Origin of the sequence: Rhizobium sp. BK619, from assembly GCF_014195245.1 — a bacterium.
Classification (GTDB): domain Bacteria; phylum Pseudomonadota; class Alphaproteobacteria; order Rhizobiales; family Rhizobiaceae; genus Rhizobium; species Rhizobium acidisoli.
The window spans coordinates 195136-215007 of sequence record NZ_JACIBH010000002.1 but is presented as its reverse complement, the minus strand read 5'-3'; the positions used below and the strand labels follow the sequence as shown (position 1 = coordinate 215007).

General features: G+C 62.3%; 17 protein-coding genes and 1 riboswitch. Of the genes, 4 read left to right on the top strand and 13 right to left on the bottom strand.

Going from position 1 to position 19872, the window contains the following annotated elements:
• Positions 1 to 45: 45 nt before the first annotated feature.
• Together FHX14_RS04385 and epmA are read right to left on the bottom strand one after the other, a co-directional pair.
• The gene (locus FHX14_RS04385; RefSeq protein ID WP_184376414.1) at positions 46 to 1098 is read right to left on the bottom strand and encodes a lysine-2,3-aminomutase-like protein; all 1053 of its coding nucleotides are present in this window, start codon (positions 1096 to 1098) and stop codon (positions 46 to 48) included.
• Entirely contained in the window at positions 1095 to 2156 is a 1062-nt protein-coding gene (epmA, locus tag FHX14_RS04380; RefSeq protein ID WP_184376413.1) for an EF-P lysine aminoacylase EpmA, read from the bottom strand. The genes FHX14_RS04385 and epmA overlap by 4 nt, the downstream gene beginning before the upstream one ends.
• Before the next feature lie 147 nt (positions 2157 to 2303).
• Here epmA and efp point away from each other — a divergent pair, with 147 nt between their 5' ends.
• Positions 2304 to 2873, top strand: coding sequence for an elongation factor P (gene efp, locus FHX14_RS04375; protein ID WP_003589676.1), 570 nt, complete (start codon positions 2304 to 2306; stop codon positions 2871 to 2873).
• 157 nt (positions 2874 to 3030) lie between these two features.
• Here efp and FHX14_RS04370 read toward each other — a convergent pair whose 3' ends face one another.
• From FHX14_RS04370 to metA, 6 genes are all read right to left on the bottom strand, one after another.
• Positions 3031 to 3759 carry an SIS domain-containing protein gene (locus FHX14_RS04370; RefSeq protein WP_054182360.1) on the bottom strand — a complete coding sequence of 243 codons (729 nt, stop codon included), beginning with the start codon at positions 3757 to 3759 and terminating at the stop codon, positions 3031 to 3033.
• Positions 3760 to 3776: 17 nt separating this feature from the next.
• Positions 3777 to 4928, bottom strand: coding sequence for an N-acetylglucosamine-6-phosphate deacetylase (gene nagA / locus FHX14_RS04365; RefSeq protein ID WP_184376412.1), 1152 nt, complete (start codon positions 4926 to 4928; stop codon positions 3777 to 3779).
• Positions 4928 to 5959 (bottom strand): SIS domain-containing protein, encoded by a 1032-nt coding sequence (locus tag FHX14_RS04360; protein WP_184376411.1) that lies wholly within the window; start codon positions 5957 to 5959, stop codon positions 4928 to 4930. Before FHX14_RS04360 ends, nagA begins: the two co-directional genes overlap by 1 nt.
• On the bottom strand, positions 5956 to 6729 hold the full coding sequence (locus FHX14_RS04355) for a GntR family transcriptional regulator (protein ID WP_012559303.1): 774 nt from the start codon (positions 6727 to 6729) through the stop codon (positions 5956 to 5958). The genes FHX14_RS04360 and FHX14_RS04355 overlap by 4 nt, the downstream gene beginning before the upstream one ends.
• Positions 6730 to 6876: 147 nt before the next feature.
• Positions 6877 to 7899: an aldose epimerase family protein gene (locus FHX14_RS04350; RefSeq protein ID WP_003589669.1), complete on the bottom strand. Its 1023-nt coding sequence runs from the start codon at positions 7897 to 7899 to the stop codon at positions 6877 to 6879.
• Positions 7900 to 7992: 93 nt separating this feature from the next.
• Positions 7993 to 8916, bottom strand: coding sequence for a homoserine O-succinyltransferase (gene metA / locus FHX14_RS04345; protein ID WP_012559304.1), 924 nt, complete (start codon positions 8914 to 8916; stop codon positions 7993 to 7995).
• A 49-nt stretch (positions 8917 to 8965) separates the two neighbouring features.
• Positions 8966 to 9043, bottom strand: a riboswitch (SAM riboswitch).
• A 155-nt stretch (positions 9044 to 9198) separates the two neighbouring features.
• On the opposite strand from metA, the gene FHX14_RS04340 reads away from it, so the two are divergent.
• A complete protein-coding gene (locus FHX14_RS04340; RefSeq protein WP_054182356.1) occupies positions 9199 to 11064 on the top strand; it encodes an ABC transporter ATP-binding protein/permease in 1866 nt (621 codons plus the stop codon).
• Between the two features lie 46 nt (positions 11065 to 11110).
• Here the strand turns inward: FHX14_RS04340 and FHX14_RS04335 are convergent, their stop codons facing one another.
• The 4 genes from FHX14_RS04335 to FHX14_RS04320 form a co-directional block, all read right to left on the bottom strand.
• The gene (locus FHX14_RS04335) at positions 11111 to 11740 is read right to left on the bottom strand and encodes a DUF5666 domain-containing protein (protein ID WP_246713352.1); all 630 of its coding nucleotides are present in this window, start codon (positions 11738 to 11740) and stop codon (positions 11111 to 11113) included.
• Between the two features lie 171 nt (positions 11741 to 11911).
• Complete coding sequence (locus tag FHX14_RS04330) at positions 11912 to 13732, bottom strand: ABC-F family ATP-binding cassette domain-containing protein (protein WP_184376409.1); 1821 nt, start codon at positions 13730 to 13732, stop codon at positions 11912 to 11914.
• A gap of 3 nt (positions 13733 to 13735) precedes the next feature.
• Complete coding sequence (locus FHX14_RS04325) at positions 13736 to 14392, bottom strand: thiamine diphosphokinase (RefSeq protein WP_184376408.1); 657 nt, start codon at positions 14390 to 14392, stop codon at positions 13736 to 13738.
• 120 nt (positions 14393 to 14512) lie between these two features.
• On the bottom strand, positions 14513 to 15040 hold the full coding sequence (locus FHX14_RS04320; protein WP_184376407.1) for a MarR family winged helix-turn-helix transcriptional regulator: 528 nt from the start codon (positions 15038 to 15040) through the stop codon (positions 14513 to 14515).
• A gap of 115 nt (positions 15041 to 15155) precedes the next feature.
• On the opposite strand from FHX14_RS04320, the gene FHX14_RS04315 reads away from it, so the two are divergent.
• Together FHX14_RS04315 and FHX14_RS04310 are read left to right on the top strand one after the other, a co-directional pair.
• Positions 15156 to 16694 carry an MDR family MFS transporter gene (locus tag FHX14_RS04315; RefSeq protein ID WP_184376406.1) on the top strand — a complete coding sequence of 513 codons (1539 nt, stop codon included), beginning with the start codon at positions 15156 to 15158 and terminating at the stop codon, positions 16692 to 16694.
• Between the two features lie 382 nt (positions 16695 to 17076).
• Entirely contained in the window at positions 17077 to 18621 is a 1545-nt protein-coding gene (locus FHX14_RS04310) for a M48 family metalloprotease (protein WP_184376405.1), read from the top strand.
• Between the two features lie 102 nt (positions 18622 to 18723).
• Here the strand turns inward: FHX14_RS04310 and FHX14_RS04305 are convergent, their stop codons facing one another.
• Positions 18724 to 19587, bottom strand: coding sequence for an RNA polymerase factor sigma-32 (locus FHX14_RS04305; protein WP_012559312.1), 864 nt, complete (start codon positions 19585 to 19587; stop codon positions 18724 to 18726).
• Positions 19588 to 19872 lie beyond the last annotated feature (285 nt).

The window sequence follows — 19872 nt, the reverse complement described above, 5'->3', positions numbered from 1 at the left end:
TCGCCGCGGCGAGTACAGAAATGACACGCAAAACGCCGTTTCGCGTCATTCAGCGGGCGGATAGGAATGCTCGTCACCGCGATAATCCGAGACGGAATAACATCCATCGCCCCTGGCCTGCACGGTGCTGCCGCTGACGACGGTCTTGCCGTAACCGCCCGGAATATCGAGGATATAGGTCGGCTGGCACAGCCCGGAAATCCGTCCGCGCAACGCCGCGACGATCCTTTGTCCCTCCTCGATCGTCAATCTGAAATGGCCGGTGCCGGGCGCCAGATCCGGGTGATGCAGATAATAGGGTTTGACGCGGATTTCGACGAAAGCCTTCATCAGCGCCGCAAGCACGTCGGGATCGTCGTTGACGCCTTTGAGCAGCACCGACTGGCTGACCATGGCAATGCCGGCATCGATGAGACGCGCGCAGGCCGCATGCGCTTCCGCCGTCAGTTCCCTGACGTGATTGGCATGCAGCGCCACATAGACCGTCTTGCCGCTCGCCTTCAGCGCGGCGATCAATGCGTCGTCGATCTTGTCGGGATCGACGACGGGAACACGCGTGTGGAAACGCACGATCTTCACATGCGCAATGTCCGCTAAGGCCTCCATGATATCGCGAAGGCGGCGCGGCGACAGCACCAGCGGATCACCACCGGTGAGGATGACCTCCCAGATCTCCTCGTGACCTCTGATATAATCGAAGGCTGCCTGCATCGCCTCCGCATCGAGCGTGCCGAGACCCTGCGGCCCAACCATTTCGCGCCGGAAGCAAAAGCGGCAATAGACCGGGCAGACATGCACGGCCTTCAGCAGCACGCGATCGGGATAGCGGTGAACGATGCCTTCGACCGGGCTGTGGGCTTGATCGCCGATCGGATCGGCGCGTTCTTCGGGCAAGACCGTCAGTTCGGCGGCATCGGGCACGAACTGCCGCGCGATCGGATCATCGGGATCGGCGCGATCGATCAGCCTGGTCATATCGGGCGTCAGGGCAATTGCGTAACGCGCGGCAACCTCCTCGAGCGCTCTGCGATCGGCCGGCGCGACCAGCCCCGCCATCACCAGATCGTCGATGCTCTTGAGGGGCTTGACGACATTCATCTTCCATACTCCGCGACCGGCGCCCAGAGCACCTGATCGATGCGCGACGCTCCCGTCGCCAGCATCACCAGCCGGTCGAAGCCGAGCGCGATGCCGCTTGCCTCGGGCATCAGCGAAAGTGCAGAGAGAAAATCCTCGTCGATCGGATAGGTCTCGCCATAGATACGCGCCTTCTCCGCCATCTCGATCTCGAACCGGCGGCGCTGCTCGGCAGCGTTGGTCAGTTCGCCGAAGCCGTTGGCAAGTTCGACGCCGCAGGCATAGAGCTCGAAACGCTCGGCAACCCTTGGATCGCGGGCCGAAGGGCGCGCAAGCGCTGCCTCCGAGACCGGATATTCGTCGAGGATGGTGATGCGGCCGAAGCCGAGATGCGGCTCGATCTTTTCGACCAGCACCCGGCTGAACAGATCGGCCCAGCCGTCGTCATCGGCAACACGCATGCCGACACGCTTCATCTCGGCCGCCAGATGATCGCGATCGGTCGAACCGTCGGCGGCGACCGAGGCGAGAAGATCGATACCGGCATGGCGCTCAAAGGCTTCGGCAACGCTGATCCGCTCCGGACCGGCAAAAGGATCGCTCTCGCCGCCGCGATAGGCGAGCTTTTCAGTCTTTGCCGTTTCGGCGGCAAGCGCCAGGATCCGCACGCAATCCATCATCAGGCTCTCATAGCTTTCGCCGGCCCGATACCATTCGAGCATGGTGAATTCGGGATGGTGCAGCGGCCCGCGCTCACGGTTGCGATAGACATGGGCAAAACACGAGATACGTTCCTCGCCCGCCGCAAGCAGCTTCTTGCAGGCGAATTCCGGCGAGGTGTGCAGATAGAACGGCGCCTTTTGCCCGTCCGTCGTCAGCGCTTCCGTGGCGAAGGCATGCAGATGCGCCTCGTTGCCCGGCGAGATCTGCAGCGCCGCCGTATCCACCTCGAGGAAATCCTCGCGGGCGAAAAAGCCGCGCAACGCCGCCTGGATCGCATTGCGCCCGATCAGGAACGGGCGGCGATCGGCATGCACGGACGGGGTCCACCAAGGGGACGCTTTCGCCGAAGAGTTCATTCCAAGCTTTCTTCGCCGGAGAAGCCGGTATGGGGATGGCTATTTCCCGGATTTTAGGTTAGTTGCGCCCCAAAGAAAAATATTTGCGTCTCAGAGGCGTCTCGACAGTCATCTACGACGCCGAAAGCCGAGTTACAAGGAAGTCTTATGGTCAAGGTCATCGCCTCTTCGGTCCGCAAGGGCAACGTTCTCGATGTCGACGGCAAGCTCTACGTCGTTCTCACCGCCCAGAACTTTCACCCGGGCAAGGGCACGCCGGTCACCCAGGTCGACATGCGCCGCATCGTCGACGGCGTGAAGGTCTCCGAGCGCTGGCGCACCACCGAACAGGTCGAGCGCGCCTTCGTTGAGGACGTCTCCTTCCAGTATCTCTATGAAGACGGCGAAGGCTTCCACTTCATGAACCCGGGCAACTACGATCAGGTCGTGGTCGATGTCGAAACCATGGGCGATCAGAAGGCCTATCTGCAGGAAGGCATGTCCTGCATCCTGTCGATCCATGAAGGCATTCCGCTGGCGCTCGAACTGCCGCGCCACGTGACGCTCGAAATCACCGAGACCGAGCCGGTCGTCAAGGGTCAGACGGCATCGTCTTCCTACAAGCCGGCCATGCTGTCGAACGGCGTGCGCACCATGGTGCCGCCGCACATCAATGCCGGCACCCGCGTCGTCATCGCAACGGAAGACAATTCCTACGTCGAACGCGCCAAGGACTGATCCTGGCTCTCACTTCATGCAAAAGGCCGGTTTTGACCGGCCTTTTTTATGTCCGCTGCATGTCGCCCGGAAGTGTGCAGCGGCCCGGGATAACGACATGCATAAAAAATCAAAAACGAAAGCGCGTTGCATGAATCAAATTCGATGCCACGCGCTTTTAGAGATGTGGGTTGCGCGGCCGGTATTTCCGCACGAGCTTCTGATTGATCTCTGCGGCACCCGGCATGTTGGCGCTGAGATAAACCGGCGCATCGCCGGATTTCGAAAGCTCCGAGGCGACTTCGGCGAAGATCGCATTGATGACCGTCACCCCGACCGCCGTCGAGACCGGTCCAACCCGAAGCCCCGTGCCTTCCAGATCGAGAACGGCATCTCCCGGCGGCAACCCGTTGTCGAGCACCACATCGGCCGCGTCGGCAAGCCGCCGGCGGCCATTGGCGATCGCTGAGGAATAGGCGATCGACGTGATGGCAATCACCTTTGCGCCGATTTCGCGCGCATAGTCGGCAGCCTCGATCGGCGCGGCGTTCACGCCCGAATTGGAGGCGATGATGATGACGTCGCCCGGCTGCATGCCGTAACGTTCCAACATCGGCCGCACCAGACCCTGCGTGCGCTCATAGACCGAACTGATGACCGCCCCCTCATGCAGCATGGCCGAGCCGACGAGCACCGGCACGGTGAAGGCGAGGCCGCCGGCCCGATAATGCACCTCTTCCGCCAGCATATGCGAATGGCCGGTGCCGAAGACATAGACGCGCTTGTCGCCGCGGGCAGCATCGAGAATGACATCAGCCGCCTGCGCCATCGGCTCGGCCAGCGTCTGCTTCAATTCTTCCAGCCGGCCGATCAGGTTGGAGAAGTAGGCATCGGTGATATCGGTCATCCCACGTCTCCTTGAGGTCACACCGTTTCGCCGGCAAGCCAGGTGGCGGTGACGGTAAGCGCATCGGTGAGATGCACGAGATCGGCGCGCGCGCCCGGCGAGAGATAGCCGCGATCGGCAAGCCTGAGGAAACGGGCGGGGTAAAGCGTCGCCATGCGCAAGGCTTCGGCGAGCGTCAGGTCGAGATAGGTGACGCCGTAGCGGATCGTCGAGATCATGTCGACGTCGGAACCGGCCAGCGTGCCGTCGGACAGCACCAGCTTCGAGCAGAAGCCGCCTCTTTCGCGCCGGACGGTGCGCCCGTTCAGCGTAAAGGAATCCTTCTCAGACCCGACGAGCGACATTGCATCGGTGACGAAGAACAGCTTGCCTTCGCCGCGCTTGGCGCGCAGCGCCGTGCGCAGGGCTTTCGGATCGACATGGTGACCGTCGGCGATGATGCCGCACCAGGTCGAGGGATGGTCGATCGCCGCGCCGACGAGACCTGGCGCACGGTGCCCCATCTGGCTCATGGCGTTGAAAAGATGCGTGACACCTCGCGCCCCGGCATCGAAACGTTCCTCCGCCGCCTCGCTCGAGCAATCGGAATGGCCGATGCTGACGGTGACGCCGCCTTCGGCAAGTTCGCGCACCTGGGCAACCGTTACCTGCTCGGCCGCCATGGTGACGAGCAGCGTGCCGATCGCCTCGCGTGCCCGGATGAAGGCCTTGACGTCGCGGTCCTCGACCGGCCGCATCAGTTCGGCCAGATGCGCGCCCTTGCGGGCCGGCGCCAGATGTGGGCCTTCGAGATGCAGGCCGGCGACGCCGCGGTTCGCCTTGACCGCTTCTGTCGCCGCCTCGATCGCGGCAATGGATGCCTCCGATGTATCGGTGATCAGCGTCGGCAGCAGCGATGTCGTGCCATAGGGCCGGTGCCCGCCGGCGATGATCGCCATCGAGGCGGCGGAAGGTTCGTCGTTCAGCATCCGCCCGGCGCCGCCATTGACCTGCGCATCGATGAAGCCGGCCGACAGCACGCCGCCGGCAAGCGTCACCGTCTCGCCATCCGGCAGATCGTTTCCAGCCGCAATCGCTTCGACCCGTCCATCGGCAACGATGAGCGCCTTGTCGTCATGGAAGCGCTCGCCATCGAAGATGCGCGCGCCGACGAAGATCTTGCGGGCCATCAGACCGTCTCCGTCACCTTGAGCAGGTTTGCCGGCCTGTCGGGATCGAAGCCCTTGCGGCGCGTGACCGACTCGATCAGCCGATAATAGACGAGCAGTGACACCAGCGGATCGACCAGGCCGTTGCCCGTTGTCGGCACGCGCAGATCGACGCCGGAAAGCGGCTGCGTGGAGAAACCGACAGTGGTGGCGCCGAGCTTCTGCAGACGCTCCAGCGCCTGGCCGTTATTGGCGAAGGCCGCATCGTCGGGCGCAAAGGCGACGATCGGAAAGCCCGGCTGCACCAGGCGCATCGGACCGTGCATCAGTTCCGCCAGCGAGAAGGCTTCGGCATGCAGGCCGGACGTTTCCTTGGCCTTCAGCGCCGCTTCGAGCGCGATCGCGAAGGCCGGGCCGCGACCGGCCGTATAGAGCGAGGTCGCGTTGAAGAGCACCTCTTCGGCTGCCGCCGTGTCGATCCCGGCGGTGGCCGAAAGCGCCTCCGGCAGCTTGCCGAGTGCGGCCTGCAGCTCGGACGCGCCGCCGATCGCAGCCGTCACCCCGGAAAGGGCAGCGACCGAGGCGATGAAGGATTTTGTCGCCGCGACGCTCTTTTCCGCACCGGCATTGAGGCCGAGAACGATATCGGCCTGTTTCGCCAGCGGGCTGTCGGTGACGTTGACGACGGCGATCGTCGTTGCCCCGCCCTTCTTGGCCGCATCCTGCAATGCGACGATATCCGGGCTGGCGCCCGACTGCGAGACGGTGAAATGAACGCCGCCCTTCAGATGGAGGGCAGCGCCATAGACCGAAGCGATCGACGGACCGACCGATGCGACCGGGACGCCGCAGGTGATCTCGAAAAGATATTTGAAGAAGGTGGCGGCGTGGTCCGAGGAGCCGCGCGCCGCCGTTGTCACCACGCTCGGGCGGGTGGACGAAAACAGACGGGCGATCTCGGCAAAGACCGGTTTTTCCTTTTCGAGAAGCGTGGCCACCACCTCCGGCGATTGGCCTGCTTCCTGCAGCATCAGCGACTGATTCTCACTCATAGGTCATCTCCGATTCTCAATTCGGCAACGAAATCATAGGCATCGCCGCGATAGTGCGAGCGGGTGTATTCAACGACGCGCTGGTCTTCCAGGCGCGAGACGCGTTCGATCAGCAGCGCCGGCGCGCCGGCATCGACGTTCAGGATCGCTGCGGAGGACGGGTCAAGCGTCACCGCGGTCAGCCGCTGCAGCGCCCGCACCGGCCTGTGGCCGTTGGCGGTCAGCGCATCATAGAGCGATCCCTCGCCGCCGGCATCGTCGCCTAAAAACTTGATCGGCACCACGGCGCGCTCGATCGCCAGCGGCAGCCCGTCGGCGAGACGCAGCCGGTCGAGCCTGAGCACCGGCTCGTCACCGCCAAGCCCGAGCAGGAAGGATTCGTCCGGCGACGGCGTATTGACCGTCCGTGACAAGATCTTTGCAGCTGGTTGACGCCCGCGCGAGCGCATATCGGCGGAGAAGGAGGACAGCCGCCAGAGCGACTGCTCCATGCGCTCCACCTTGCTCGATACGAAAGTACCGCTTCCGTGGCGCGATTCCAGTGCGCCGGATGCCATCAGATCGCGATAGGCGGTACGCACGGTGACGCGGCCGAGCTTCAAGGCCTCGGCAAGATCGCGCTCCCCCGGCAGCGCCGTGCCGGGCTTCAGCAATCCTTCCTGAATAAGGCCGGTCAGCGTCTGCGCCAGCCGCTTGTAGAGCGGCCCGGTCAGCGCCGCATCGCGCAGGCCGCGGCCGTTCAGCTCCGCTATCAGACTGGTTCTATCCATAGGCACACAATAGAACCTATTTAGAACCAATCAGCAAGATAGAATCATGGACAAGCAAGAAAAAACCTCCCCGGCGGGCCGGAGAGGTTTTCATAGCGATAAAATTTGACAGCCGTACGTCCCGGCATCGCGTCTCGAAAAAGACGCTCAGCTCTTGGTGAAGATATAATCCGTTTCCTGACGCAGCACTTCGCCGGGGCGCAGCACCGCATTCGGGAAACCCTGGTGATTGATGGCATCCGGCCAGACCTGCGTCTCCAGGCAGAAGCCGGCGAAGGGGCCGTATTTGCGCCCGCCGAGGCCGGGAGCACCGGTATTCAGCTTGAAACCGGCATAGAACTGCACACCCGGCTCGGTGCTGCGCACCTCAAGCGACACACCGGAATAGAGGCTTCGGGCGAGCGCAACGCTACGCTTGGCGGTACGTTCGCCGGACAGGCAGAAATTATGGTCGTACAGCATCTGTTCGCTGCCGGCGAAACGCTTCATCGGCGCCATCTCGCGGAAATCGAATTCCGTGCCGGCGACGGAACGGATCTCGCCGGTCGGCACCTGTTTCTCGTCGGTCGGCAGATAGTGGTCGGCAGCGATCATGATGTCGTGGCCGAGCGCGTCCTCGCGGCCATCGAGATTGAAATAGGCATGCTGGCAGACATTGGCGAGCGTCGGCTGGTCGCTTGTGGATTCGTAGGTCACCGACAGTTCGCCGTTGCCGTGCACCCAGAAGGTTGCCTGGATGGTGCAATTGCCGGGATAGCCGGCACGGCCATCGGGATCGACGATCTTCAGCACCACGCGGTCGACATCGTGCTCGACGACCGTCCAGTTGCGTTTGGCGATATTGTCGCTGCCGCCATGCAGATGCGTCACGCCGTTTTCGTTCAGCTCGAGCTGGTGGTCCTTGCCGTCGAGCGTAAAGGCGCCGCCGCCGACACGGTTGGCACAGCGGCCGGGCGTCGCGCCGAAATAAGCCGAATAGAGCGGGTAGCTGTCAAAATCCTCAAAGCCGAGCTGCAGCGGCGCGTCATGCCCTTCCAGGCGCAGATCCTGGATGACCGCGCCCCAGCTAATGATCTTGGCCGTCAGCCCGCCGCCCCTGATGACGACGCGATAAACGGTCTCGCCCGCCTTGGTCTGCCCGAAAACTTCCCGTTCCAACTTATCCGACATGATCGACCGTCCGTTTGATATCTAGCATTCCGACCGGAACCTGCCCGCATTTGTTCCAAACCGCAACCGGCCGAGATCAGAAAGGGATGCCCCTCACAGATCCATTCCGATCTCCTCTACATCAAACGGCGTCGTCTGATAGATCTCGTTGATCCAGTTGCCGAACAAAAGATGCGCATGGCTGCGCCAGCGGTTCTGCGGCGCAAGCGCCGGATCATTATGCGGGAAATAATTGTGCGGCATCTTGATCGGCACGCCGGTATTGACATCGCGGAAATACTCGTCGGACAGCGAGGTGGAATCATATTCGACGTGGTTGAACATATAGAGCCGACGGCCGCGCTTCTCGTGCACGAGGCAGACGCCCATCTCGCTGGATTCCATCAGGATCTCCAGCTCGTCCGATTTCTCGATATCGTCGCGGCGCACCTCGGTCCAGCGCGACACCGGCACCTCGAAATTGTCGGAAAAGCCGTTGAGATAGATGGACGAGGGCTTCAGGTTGCGGTGGCGATAGACGCCGAACGCCTTCTCCTTCAGCTCGTATTTCGGCACGCCGTGGAAATGATAGATTGCCGCCATCGCGCCCCAGCAGACGTTCATCGTCGAATGCACATTCGTTTCCGTCCAGTCGAGAATCTCCTGCATCTCCGGCCAATAGGTCACGTCCTCGTAGGGCAATAACTCGATCGGCGCCCCGGTGATGATGAAGCCGTCGAATTTGCGGTGCTTCACCTCCTCCCAGGTCTGGTAGAAGGCAAGCAGGTGATCTTCGGAGGTGTTCTTCGCCTTGTGGCCGCCGATGCGGATCAGCGACAGCTCGACCTGCAGCGGCGAGGCGCCGACAAGGCGGGCCATCTGCAATTCGGTCTTGATCTTGTTCGGCATCAAGTTGAGCAGTCCGATCTGCAGCGGACGAATATCCTGACGAATCGCCAGCGTCTCGGTCATCACCCGCACACCCTCTTGAACGAGGGTTTCAAAGGCGGGCAGCGTGTCAGGAATCTTGATGGGCATTGCGGTCACTCGATCAAAAAGCAAAAAACCGGCGGCGAAAAAAATCGCTACCGGTCCGCACGCGGCCCTTTAGCGAATTTTTTAACGTGGCTGCAAGCCGGCCGGCCAAATCACCACGGAACGCTTAAATAGACCCAGTCGAGCCACGAATCAACTGCCGAATGCATGCGGGAGCGACTCATGCAAGCATCATCACAGTTTAATGACTGATAGAATCTGTTGATAGACCGGTAACGCCACCATGTTAATAATGGTAAGCATGGGCGATGTTGGAAAAGCGTGATGGCAGATAAGACCGAGGGGAGGCCGGGCATCCGAAGGCAGGATAGGGTAGGCTATGATCTCAGCCTGACTGACCGCCTCGGGGTGATGTTCTCAGCATTCTGGAATTCGCAAGTGCGTGGCAAGGTGCTGTTTCTGGCGACCGTGCTGATCCTCGTCATCCTGGCGACGTCCTACGGCCAGGTCATCCTCAATAAGTGGAATGCTCCCTTCTACGATTCGCTGGAGCGCCGCGACCTCGGCGAATTCTTCCACCAGCTCGAAATCTTCGCGATGATCGCCGGCACGCTGCTGCTGCTCAACGTGCTGCAGGCATGGCTGAATCAGATGACCGCGCTCTATATGCGCGAGGGCCTGTCGCGCGACCTCGTCGACCAGTGGCTGAAGCGCAAGCGGGCGCTGCGGCTCGCCTCCAGCGGCCTGATCGGCGTCAATCCGGACCAGCGCCTGCACGAGGATTCCCGCAATCTCGCCGAAAGCACGACAGGGCTCGTTCTCGGCCTGCTGCAGTCGACCATTCTTCTCGTAAGCTTCATTGGCGTGCTCTGGGAGCTTTCCAGCGGCTTCATCTTCCACATCAGCGGCCACAGCTTCTCCATTCCCGGCTACATGGTCTGGGCGGCGATTTTCTACGCCGCCTCCGCCTCGGTGCTGAGCCAAGTCGTCGGCCGCAAGCTGGTGAAGCTCAATGCGGACCGCTTCTCAAAGGAGGCTGAGCTTCGCTTCACGCTGATGCATGCCAACGAGAACATGCCGGCAATCACCGTTGCCCGCGGCGAGGAGAACGAACGCCGGCGCATCAACACCGACATCAGCTCGGTGCTGAGGGTCGTCAAGCGGCTCGCCATGGCCAATACCAACCTCACCTGGGTTTCGGCCGGCTACGGCTGGCTGGTCATCGTCATTCCGATCATCGTCGCAGCACCCGCCTATTTCTCCGGCGGCCTCACCCTTGGTCAGCTGATGATGTCGGTCGGCGCCTTCAACCAGGTCAACACGGCGCTACGCTGGTATGTCGCCAATTTCGGTCCGATCGCCGAATGGCGCGCCACGCTGATGCGCGTCACCGATTTCCGCCAGGCGCTGCTCGACATGGAAGAGGAATTCGCCCTGAAGGACGGCATCGCCTATGAAAACACCGCGCCCGATACGCTGACATTGAAGGATGTGGTGATCGTCGCCAAGATCGGTGAAGAGATCGACGAATGCGGCGGCTTCCGCCTGCGCGAAACCGATGTCGTGATCAAATCAGGCGAAAAGATCATGATCAACGGCGATCACAGCGTCAACCGCAAGCTGCTCTTCCAGGCGATGGCCGGCCTCTGGCCGTGCGGCAGCGGCACGATGGGCCTGCCGCCAGTCGACGACATGCTGTTCGTCCCACAGATCGCCTATATTCCCGGCGGCACGCTGCGTGAGGCGCTGGCCTTCCCCGAAAGCCCCGATGCCTATGAGAAAGCCGCCGTTGACGCAGCCCTCGACAAGGCCGGCCTGCATTCGCTGATATCAAGGCTCGATACCCGCGCCCGCTGGGACAAACTGCTCGACAGCGACGAACAGAAGGCAATCGGCTTCGCCCGCCTGCTTCTCGCCCGTCCGCGCTGGATCATTTTCGACGAAGTGCTTGAGGGCATGGAGCCGGAATGGCAGGAAACGATGGCCGGGCTGCTCACCTCCATGCCGGAAAGCGGCATGATCTATATCGGCCGTTCCGAGGCCTATCTCGAGGCATTGAAGCCGCGCGTGCTGCATCTGCAGGCGCTGCCGGCAAAATCCGAGGAACCGCAGCAGCAACAGCAGCAAGTCACCCGTACCGGCGCCAGCGCCGCCACGGGTGCCGCCGCCATGCCCGCGCCGGCGCTGTAGAGCGCCGCGCCGACAGACGCTACATCCCTTCGAATTTCACGTATGGTCACATCGGCGGCGTGATTCCGTTGAGGCCGACGGCCACCTGGCTGGCCGAAATGCTGCCGTCCGCCGCTTTCTCGCCGATGACGATGACGCCGGCGCCAGCCTTCAGATCGTCCTTGGTCGCCGGCGCCAAGGTCACGATCGGTGTCGTATCGGCGATGGTGATCGTCTTTTCCTTGCCCTGATAGGCCAGCGTGATCGTATGGCCGTCGACGGATTTGACGGCGTTGCTGACAGTCGCGTTGGTCATCTGGCTGTTCGGCTGCGCATCCCAGGGGCGGTTGCCCTCGCCGGTTCCCTTCATCGACACCGGAAAGATCAGCACCTCGATCGCCCCATCCGGGCCGCTGCCTTTCGGGAGCGAGGCAACACCGACGAAGTCGCCGGGCTTGATATCCTCGACCGACGCTTTTTTGATGCCACCGACTTTCCAGCCGGCTTTCAGCGTGATCGTCGCATCGCCGCCTTCGCGCGTCTTGACGACGAGACTATCGCCGCTGAAGCTTTCAATGGCACCGCGAACGCGAATGCGGTTGCCATCTTGTGCCTGTGCGGCCTGCAAAGCGGCAAGCGCAGCGAGGCCGCCGGCGGCAAGTAGCGTGAAAATTCTGGAATGAGGCTTGCGGGACATATGAGTTTTCCTTGTCGCCATTGCGATCGGCATATCCTCACAGCGCCGCGCGTCTTTTCAGACGCACAACGGAGGCTGCAACACTTGGATTTTCTGCCGGACGGCACCTTATGCCGTGCAACGGCAGACTGGCCAATCAAGGAAAGGTGAGGCGGGTAGTGTTGGAAAGCCTCAGCCTTCCAGCTCTTCCCGCAGCATTTCGAGCTCCAGCCACTCCTCTTCCATCTTGGTGAGGCTGGCCCGCAGCTTCTCCATCTCGCTGGCAAGCCGGTTGAAGGCAGCCGCATCGCGCGTAAAAAGGTTGGGATCAGCCATCGCCTGTTCGCGTTTGGCGATCTCGGCTTCGGCTTTCGCCATCTCCTTCGGCAAATTGTCCAACGCGAATTTCTGCTTGAAGGAGAGCTTGCTCTTCGAGCCTCCGCCGGAAGGTGCCGCCTCCTGGGACTTCGGCTTCTCCGCCGCCTTCTCGGCCCGCTTGCGCTCGTCGATCGCGCCCTTGCGCTGCGCAAGCATGTCGGAATAGCCGCCGGCATATTCGATCCAGCGGCCATCAGGCGCGTCCGGCACGGCGGGTGCAATCGTCGAGGTCACGGTGCGGTCGAGGAAATCGCGGTCGTGGCTGACGAGAATGACGGTGCCGGGAAAACCGGCGACGATCTCCTGCAGCAGATCGAGTGTTTCGATATCGAGATCGTTGGTCGGTTCGTCGAGGATCAACAGGTTCGCCGGGCGCGAGAGAATACGCGCCAGCATCAGCCTCGCGCGCTCGCCGCCCGAGAGGCTTCTGATCGGCGTTCGCGCCTGCTCCGGCTGGAACAGGAATTCCTTCATGTAGCCGGTCACATGGCGCTGCTCGCCGTTGACGAGCAGGTTTTCGCCGCGCCCGTCCGTCAGGTAATTGGCGAGCGTATCCTCGGGATCGAGATCCTCGCGTTTCTGGTCGAGTGTCGCGATCTCCAGATTGGTGCCGAGCTTTATCGTGCCGCTGTCCGGCAAAAGCTGCCCGGTCAGCATCTTCAGCAGCGTTGTCTTGCCGGCGCCGTTCGGCCCGACCAGACCGATGCAATCGCCGCGATGCACGCGGATCGAGAAGGGCGTGACGATCGGCCGGTCGCCGAAGCTCTTGGTGATCTTGTCGGCCTCGATCACCAGCTTGCCGGATTCCTGCGCGTCCGAAGCCGTCGCCTGCACCGTGCCCTGCGGCCCCTTGTGGCCGCGATATTGCGAGCGCATCGTCTGCAACTCGCCGAGACGGCGCATGTTGCGCTTGCGCCGCGCCGTGACGCCGTAACGCAGCCAGTGCTCCTCGCGCTCGATCGCCTTGCCGAGTTTGTGCTGCTCCAGTTCTTCGGCCTCGAGCACCTGGTCGCGCCAGGCCTCGAAATGCGAAAATCCCCTGTCGAGCCGGCGTGAGGTGCCGCGGTCGAGCCAGACGGTTGCCGTCGAAACCTTTTCGAGGAAACGGCGGTCGTGCGAGATCAGCACCAGGGCGCTGCGCGTCTTCTGCAGCTCGCCTTCCAGCCATTCGATTGTGGGAAGGTCGAGATGGTTGGTCGGCTCGTCGAGCAGGAGAATGTCGGGCTCCGGCGCCAGCACGCGGGCAAGTGCTGCGCGGCGCGATTCGCCGCCGGAAAGGGTGCTCGGATCTTCCTCGCCGGTCAGCCCGAGATGGGACAGCAGATAGGTGACGCGATACGGGTCGTCGCCCGGCCCGAGGCCGGCCTCGGCATAGGCCTGGACAGTGTTGAAACCAGCAAAATCGGGCGCCTGTTCGAGATAACGCACCGTCGAGGACGGATGACGGAAGACCTCGCCGGATTGCGCCTCGACCAGGCCGGCGGCGATCTTCAGGAGCGTCGATTTCCCCGAGCCGTTGCGCCCGACGAGACAGATTTTGTCGCCGGGCTCGATCTGCAGGCTGGCGCCGGCCAGAAGCGGCGCGCCGCCGAAGCTCAGAAAGATATCGTCGAGTTTCAGAATGGGAGGGGCCAAAAATCAGACTCCGGAAAGATCATAGGGCCTGGCGAGCACAATCGCCCGGCCGCTGCGGAGCGAAAAGCGAACCGTGCCTTCCGCGACATTGGAAATGGTGCGCGACGAGCCGAAAGGCAGATGGAAATCGGCCAGTGGATAACGCGCATTGTCGATGCAAAGCCCGGTCAGCTCGCTGAACCCGAGCACGGAAAACAGGCTGGCCTTGGGAAGATCCAGCTCGATCATACCGGCAAGCAGCGGCACCGCCTCCTCCTTGCCCGAGGTCAGCAGCAGGTCGAAACCCTGTTCAGCCAGACTGACGGCCGACAGCAGATGCTGAAGCGCGTGGTCCGAGCGTTCGCCGCCAAGCGCACCGGCAAGAATCAGCCGCCGCGCACCCCGCGCGATCGCTTCCGACACGGCGATTTCACCGTCCGTCGCCGCCTTTGCCGCGGGATAGGGCTGTTTCGGCACATCGGGAAAGGCGCCTTCGAGATCGGCCGGGGTCGAATCGAAATCGCCGACCCAGATCTCCGGCGTAATGCCGAGTGCCGCCGCATGCCGCATACCGCCATCGGCCGCGATGAAACGGCTGTCGCCGACGGCAAGGCGCAGGCGCTCCGTCAGGCTGAGTTCGCCGCCAAGGAGAATGGTGAAGGTGGATTGGCTCATGGGCATTGCCCTTAGCGCAAACGAGGGGTCGAGGGGAAGGGGCGCGGCTCGATCGGCTCCATTTGCCGTCGAGCGCCGCGCATCCAACAGGACGCACTTGGGAGCGCCCGCTCATGTGAAAAGGAGCTAGCCCGGCGTGTCCTTGTCGCGCGACTGGAAGACCGCCTCGTAGCCGCCGATGAAACGCTCGAACAATATAGCGAAGCGATCGACATCCTCCTCAGGCCAGTCGGAGACGATCTCGGAGATGATCGCGAGTTTCTGCGCGACGATCTCGGCAAGCAGTTTCTGGCCGACCTCGGTCATGACGACGACAATGCGCCGGGCATCGGCCTGTGAAGCCTCGCGGCGCAGCACGTTGCGCCCAACCATGTCGGCCACCACCCGGCTTGCCCGTGACGGATCGATGCGCAGCATCTCCGCGATCATGCCGACCGTGACTTCGTCGGCAGGCTGCGCCCTGCGCACGGCATCGAGCACATCGAGATGCGAAAGTTCCAGGCCCGGCGCGGCACTCTGGATTGCCAGCCGGCCGATCAACCGCCGCCCGGTCATCAACCGCATGCGCCCCATGCTCCGGCCGATGCGCGGGACGTTTTTCTCATCCGGCGCAGCCGGTTCCGGGGAATTGGTCTTGGTCAGCACGTCATTCATGATCGGACCATATCAGAGCCGTTTCGGATTTTGAATATGCCGATGTCATTAATGTGCCATTGACAAATATATGCTGTCAGCACATAAAAGGCGGCCAACCCGGAATGATGCTCCCATGGACATGCAACTCGCGCCTCAGCCGCTCGTGACGGATCCTCGTCGCCGGCTTATCCTCTTCTTCTTCCTGATGACGGCCATGTTCATGGCGACGCTCGATAATCAGATCGTTTCGACGGCGCTGCCGACGATCGTCGGCGAATTCGGCCATCTCGAGCGTTTCGGCTGGATCGGCTCGGCCTATCTCCTGGCGCTCAGCGCCGTCATGCCGCTCTATGGCAAGCTCGGCGATCTCTTCGGCCGCAAATATGTGATGATGACGGCGATCATGATTTTCACCGTCGGCTCGGCGGTCTGCGGCCTCGCGGTCTCGATGAACACGCTGATCGCCGCCCGCGTGCTGCAGGGTCTCGGCGGCGGCGGCATCATGGTATCGATCTTCGCCGTCAATGCCGATCTGTTCGAGCCGCGCGAGCGGGCGCGTTACCAGAGCTATTCCAGCCTCGTGTTGATGGCGTCGGGCGCGATCGGTCCGGTGCTCGGCGGCACGATGAGCGACCTTTTCGGCTGGCGTTCGATTTTTCTCGTCAACGTGCCGATCGGCCTGATCGCGCTTGCCGGCCTTGCCGTGATGTTGCCCTATCGCAAGCCGCATCGCCGCCCGAGGATCGATTATGCCGGAGCGCTGCTGCTCGCCCTGACGACGACCAGTATCGTGCTTGCCACCGACAGCAGCGAACTGTTCGGCGCATTGGTTTCGCCGCAGAGTATCGCCATCGTCGCCTTCGGCGTCGTCTGCGCGGTCACCTGGGTATTCGTCGAGCGCCGCGCGCCGGAGCCGATCGTGCCGCTGGAGCTCTTTCGTAATTCGACCTTCAACCTGCTTCTGGTGATCTCGATCATGGGCGGCGCCATTGCCATCGGCATGGTCAATTACCTCGCGCTCTTTCTGCAGACCACCACCGGCCTTTCGCCCTCTGCCGCCGGTCTTCTCTTCATCCTTCTGACGGGCGGCCTCGTCTGCGGATCGCTGTCTGCAGGCCGCATTATCTCAAAGACCGGCCGCTACAAGCCCTTCGCTATTGCAAGCCTGACCTGCAGCGCCATCGCCTTCGCACTGATGTCGCAGATCCATGCGGGAACGCCGATCGCTTTCATCGGCGCGATCATGATGCTGCATGGCATCGGCATCGGCCTTGCCCAGCAGGTTCCCGTCATCGGCGTGCAGAATGCAGCGCCGGCCCGCGACGTCGGCGCCGCCACCGGGTCGGTGACCCTGTCGCGCATGGGAGGCGCGTCGATCGCCATCTCCATCTATGGCGCCATCATCGCCTCTCAGCTTAACAAGGTCGGCGTGTCCATTCCCGGTGTCGCCGATATCGAGCAGCTGACGCCGAAGATGATGGCTTCCCTTCCCGAAGCAAGCCGCCAGTCTGTCGCCGATCTCTATGCCGCCGCCTTCTCGCCGCTCTTCCTGACCGCCTGCGCCATTGCGCTGATCGGCCTTGTGGCCGCTCTCATGCTGAAGCCTGTGCAACTGCCCCGCGCCGGCGAGGCGCAGAGACCGCAACCGACGACGGCGGAAGCCGCGGAATAACGAATCGGGCGGATACCTCATTAAAAGGCATTTCTTCTCGGCCGCGACTATCAAAGATTGTAATTTTCTCGCCTGACTGCCGCTGTCCGCTCGATTGCTTCAATCGCGCCGTTCTTTTTCTGCGCAGCCGACGAATCTGCGCTTTCTGACGGAACTTTCGCCATAATTTCATCCGAGCGAAGGGAGGCCTCAACGCCCGAGGCTTGCCAAAATGCAACGCCGCCACATTTAAGCAGAGTCTCGCTATGCAACCGATGCGTAAATCAGCTACAGCAAGGACTTGTATCGGCCGATTGTGCAGCGCGAGATCAGGGGTAGGCACCTGTTGAATTCCCCTTGCCACGGTCGGTGCCAATCTGCGGCGAACCGGCAAAATAGCGACATGATGCGGAGAACCAGACTGGAAAGCTTGACGACGTGGAAATCGCCCGCGCTTTCCAGTGATGCCATCTTCGCGCCCCGGCGCTTTGCGCGTCGCCTGATGCTGCTTTCGGCCGTCGCAATGGCGCTGAATGGCTGTCAAACGCTGATCGAGCAATCCTATCAGCCGAGCGTCTCGCCTTCTTCCAATCCGCAGATCGTCGACGAGGTGCAGAAGAACGACCCGCGCGCGGCGATGGGCGCCCGCGAACATCCGCGCATCGTCGCAAGCTACGGCGGCGAATACAAGGACGCCAAGACCGAGCGCCTCGTCGCCCGCATCGCCGGCGCGCTGACGGCGGTGTCGGAGAATCCGAGCCAGTCCTACCGCATCACCATCCTGAATTCACCGGCGATCAACGCCTTCGCGCTGCCGGGCGGTTATCTCTACGTCACCCGCGGCCTGCTCGCCCTTGCCAACGACGCCTCCGAAGTCGCCGCCGTGCTGTCGCACGAGATGGGCCATGTGACGGCAAACCACGGCATCGAGCGGCAGAAGCGCGAAGAGGCTGAGGTCATCGCCAGCCGCGTCGTCGCCGAGGTCCTTTCCAGCGATATCGCCGGCAAACAGGCACTGGCCCGCGGCAAACTGCGGCTCGCCGCCTTCTCCCGCCAGCAGGAACTACAGGCCGATGTCATCGGCGTACGCATGCTCGGCGAAGCCGGCTACGACCCCTATTCCGCTGCCCGCTTCCTCGATTCCATGGCCGCGTACAGCCGCTTCATGTCGGTCGATCCCGAAGCCGATCAAAGCCTCGACTTCTTGTCGAGCCATCCGAATTCGGCGCAGCGCATCGAGCTTGCCCGCACCCATGCGCGTGCCTTCGGCCAGGAAGGGTCGGTCGGCGACAAGGGCCGCGACTATTATCTCGACGGCATAGACGGCCTGCTCTACGGCGATAGCCCTGAGGAAGGCTATGTGCGCGGACAGACCTTCCTGCATGGAGGCCTCGGCATCCGCTTCGACGTGCCGCCGGACTTCCACATCGACAACAAGGTCGAAGCCGTGATGGCCACCGGCCCGAACGACATCGCCGTCCGCTTCGATGGCGTCGCCGACAATCAGAACCAGAGCCTCACCAACTATATCTCCAGCGGCTGGGTGACCGGCCTCAACCCGTCGACCATCCAGCCGGTCACCATCAACGGCATGGAAGCAGCGACAGCACGAGCAAGCGCGGATCGCTGGGATTTCGATGTTACCGTGATCCGCAACAATTCGCAGATCTTCCGTTTCCTGACCGCCGTGCCGAAAGGCAGCGACGCGCTCGAGCCGACCGCCAATGTCCTGCGCGCAAGTTTCCGTCGCATGACACCGGCCGAGGCAGCCTCGCTGAAGCCCCTGCGCATCCGTGTCGTCACCGTCCGGCCGGGTGAAAACATCTCGACGCTCGCCGCCCGCATGATGGGCACCGATCGCAAACTCGATCTCTTCAAACTCATCAATGCCCTGCCCACGGGTGCAGCCGTTTCACCCGGCGATCGCGTCAAGATCATCGCCGAATAAAAAAACCCGGCTTACGCCGGGCGAGTCAGTGCTGCTGGAGGGGAACGAAGTTACCGCGCCGGGCGTCTTTCGACGCCCACAGGACGCAGCGGAATTTTAAATCTAAGCATAGGCCGCCATATGCGGATCGGCGCTCACCAGCGCGCTGCGGAGCTTCTCCATCGCCCGGCTTTCGATCTGCCGCACGCGCTCCTTGGAAATACCGAGATCGGCGCCGAGTTCTTCGAGCGTGGCGCCGTCTTCCGCCAGACGCCGGGCGCTGATGATTTTCATCTCGCGTTCGTTGAGATGTTTCAGCGCCGAGGCGAGCCAGACGCGGCGGCGCTCGCCGTCGATCATGTTGGAAACCTGCTCGTCCGGCAGGGGATCGTCGCTGACGAGGAAGTCCATCTTCTCCGCACTCTCGGCATCGCCGGAGACCGAAGGCGCCTGCAGCGAGGCGTCGTTGCCGGAAAGCCTGGCATCCATCGTCTGCACATCGGCAAGGCTGACGCCGAGCGCCGCGGCGATTTCCTGGTGAATGGATTGCAGCGTCAGCTGCGTGTCGCCCTTGGCGAGCTTGGCGCGCAGACGACGCAGATTGAAGAACAGCGCCTTTTGCGCCGAGCTCGTGCCGCCGCGCACGATCGACCAGTTGCGCAGAATATAATCCTGGATCGAAGCCCTGATCCACCAGCTGGCATAGGTCGAAAAGCGCACGTCGCGTTCCGGCTCGAAGCGGGCGGCGGCCTCCAGCAGGCCGACATAGCCCTCCTGCACGAGATCGCTCATCGGCAGGCCGAAATTACGGAACTTGCCCGCCATCGATATGACGAGCCGCATATGGGCCATGGCGATCTGGTTGCGCGCGCCTCGGTCGTCGTGATCCTTCCAGCGGATAGCGAGATCATGCTCTTCCTGGCGGGCGAGATAGGGGGCGGCCATCGCGATCTTGATCATGCGCCGGTCTGCAGACATGTTCTTCATTTCGATCTCCTGAAACAGGCCTCTCGCCCTAAATGAACAATAAAACGCACCTTCCGGAACATCGCTGTCCGGACTGAATTGGGGTTCTGAATGCATGAAGGCCTCGCCCCTGGACTTTTCAGGGGGAGGCCCTATTTCTTATCATGTGCCGTTGAGACGGCCGGGCCGGACCTGTTTCTTCACGTTGCCGGATGGGCAATATTGAAAAGGCATGATCCGCTCCTCACCGAACATTGACGGAATAGCAGTTCGCCCGTCGAGGCATATTGCCCGACGAGCAGTCCG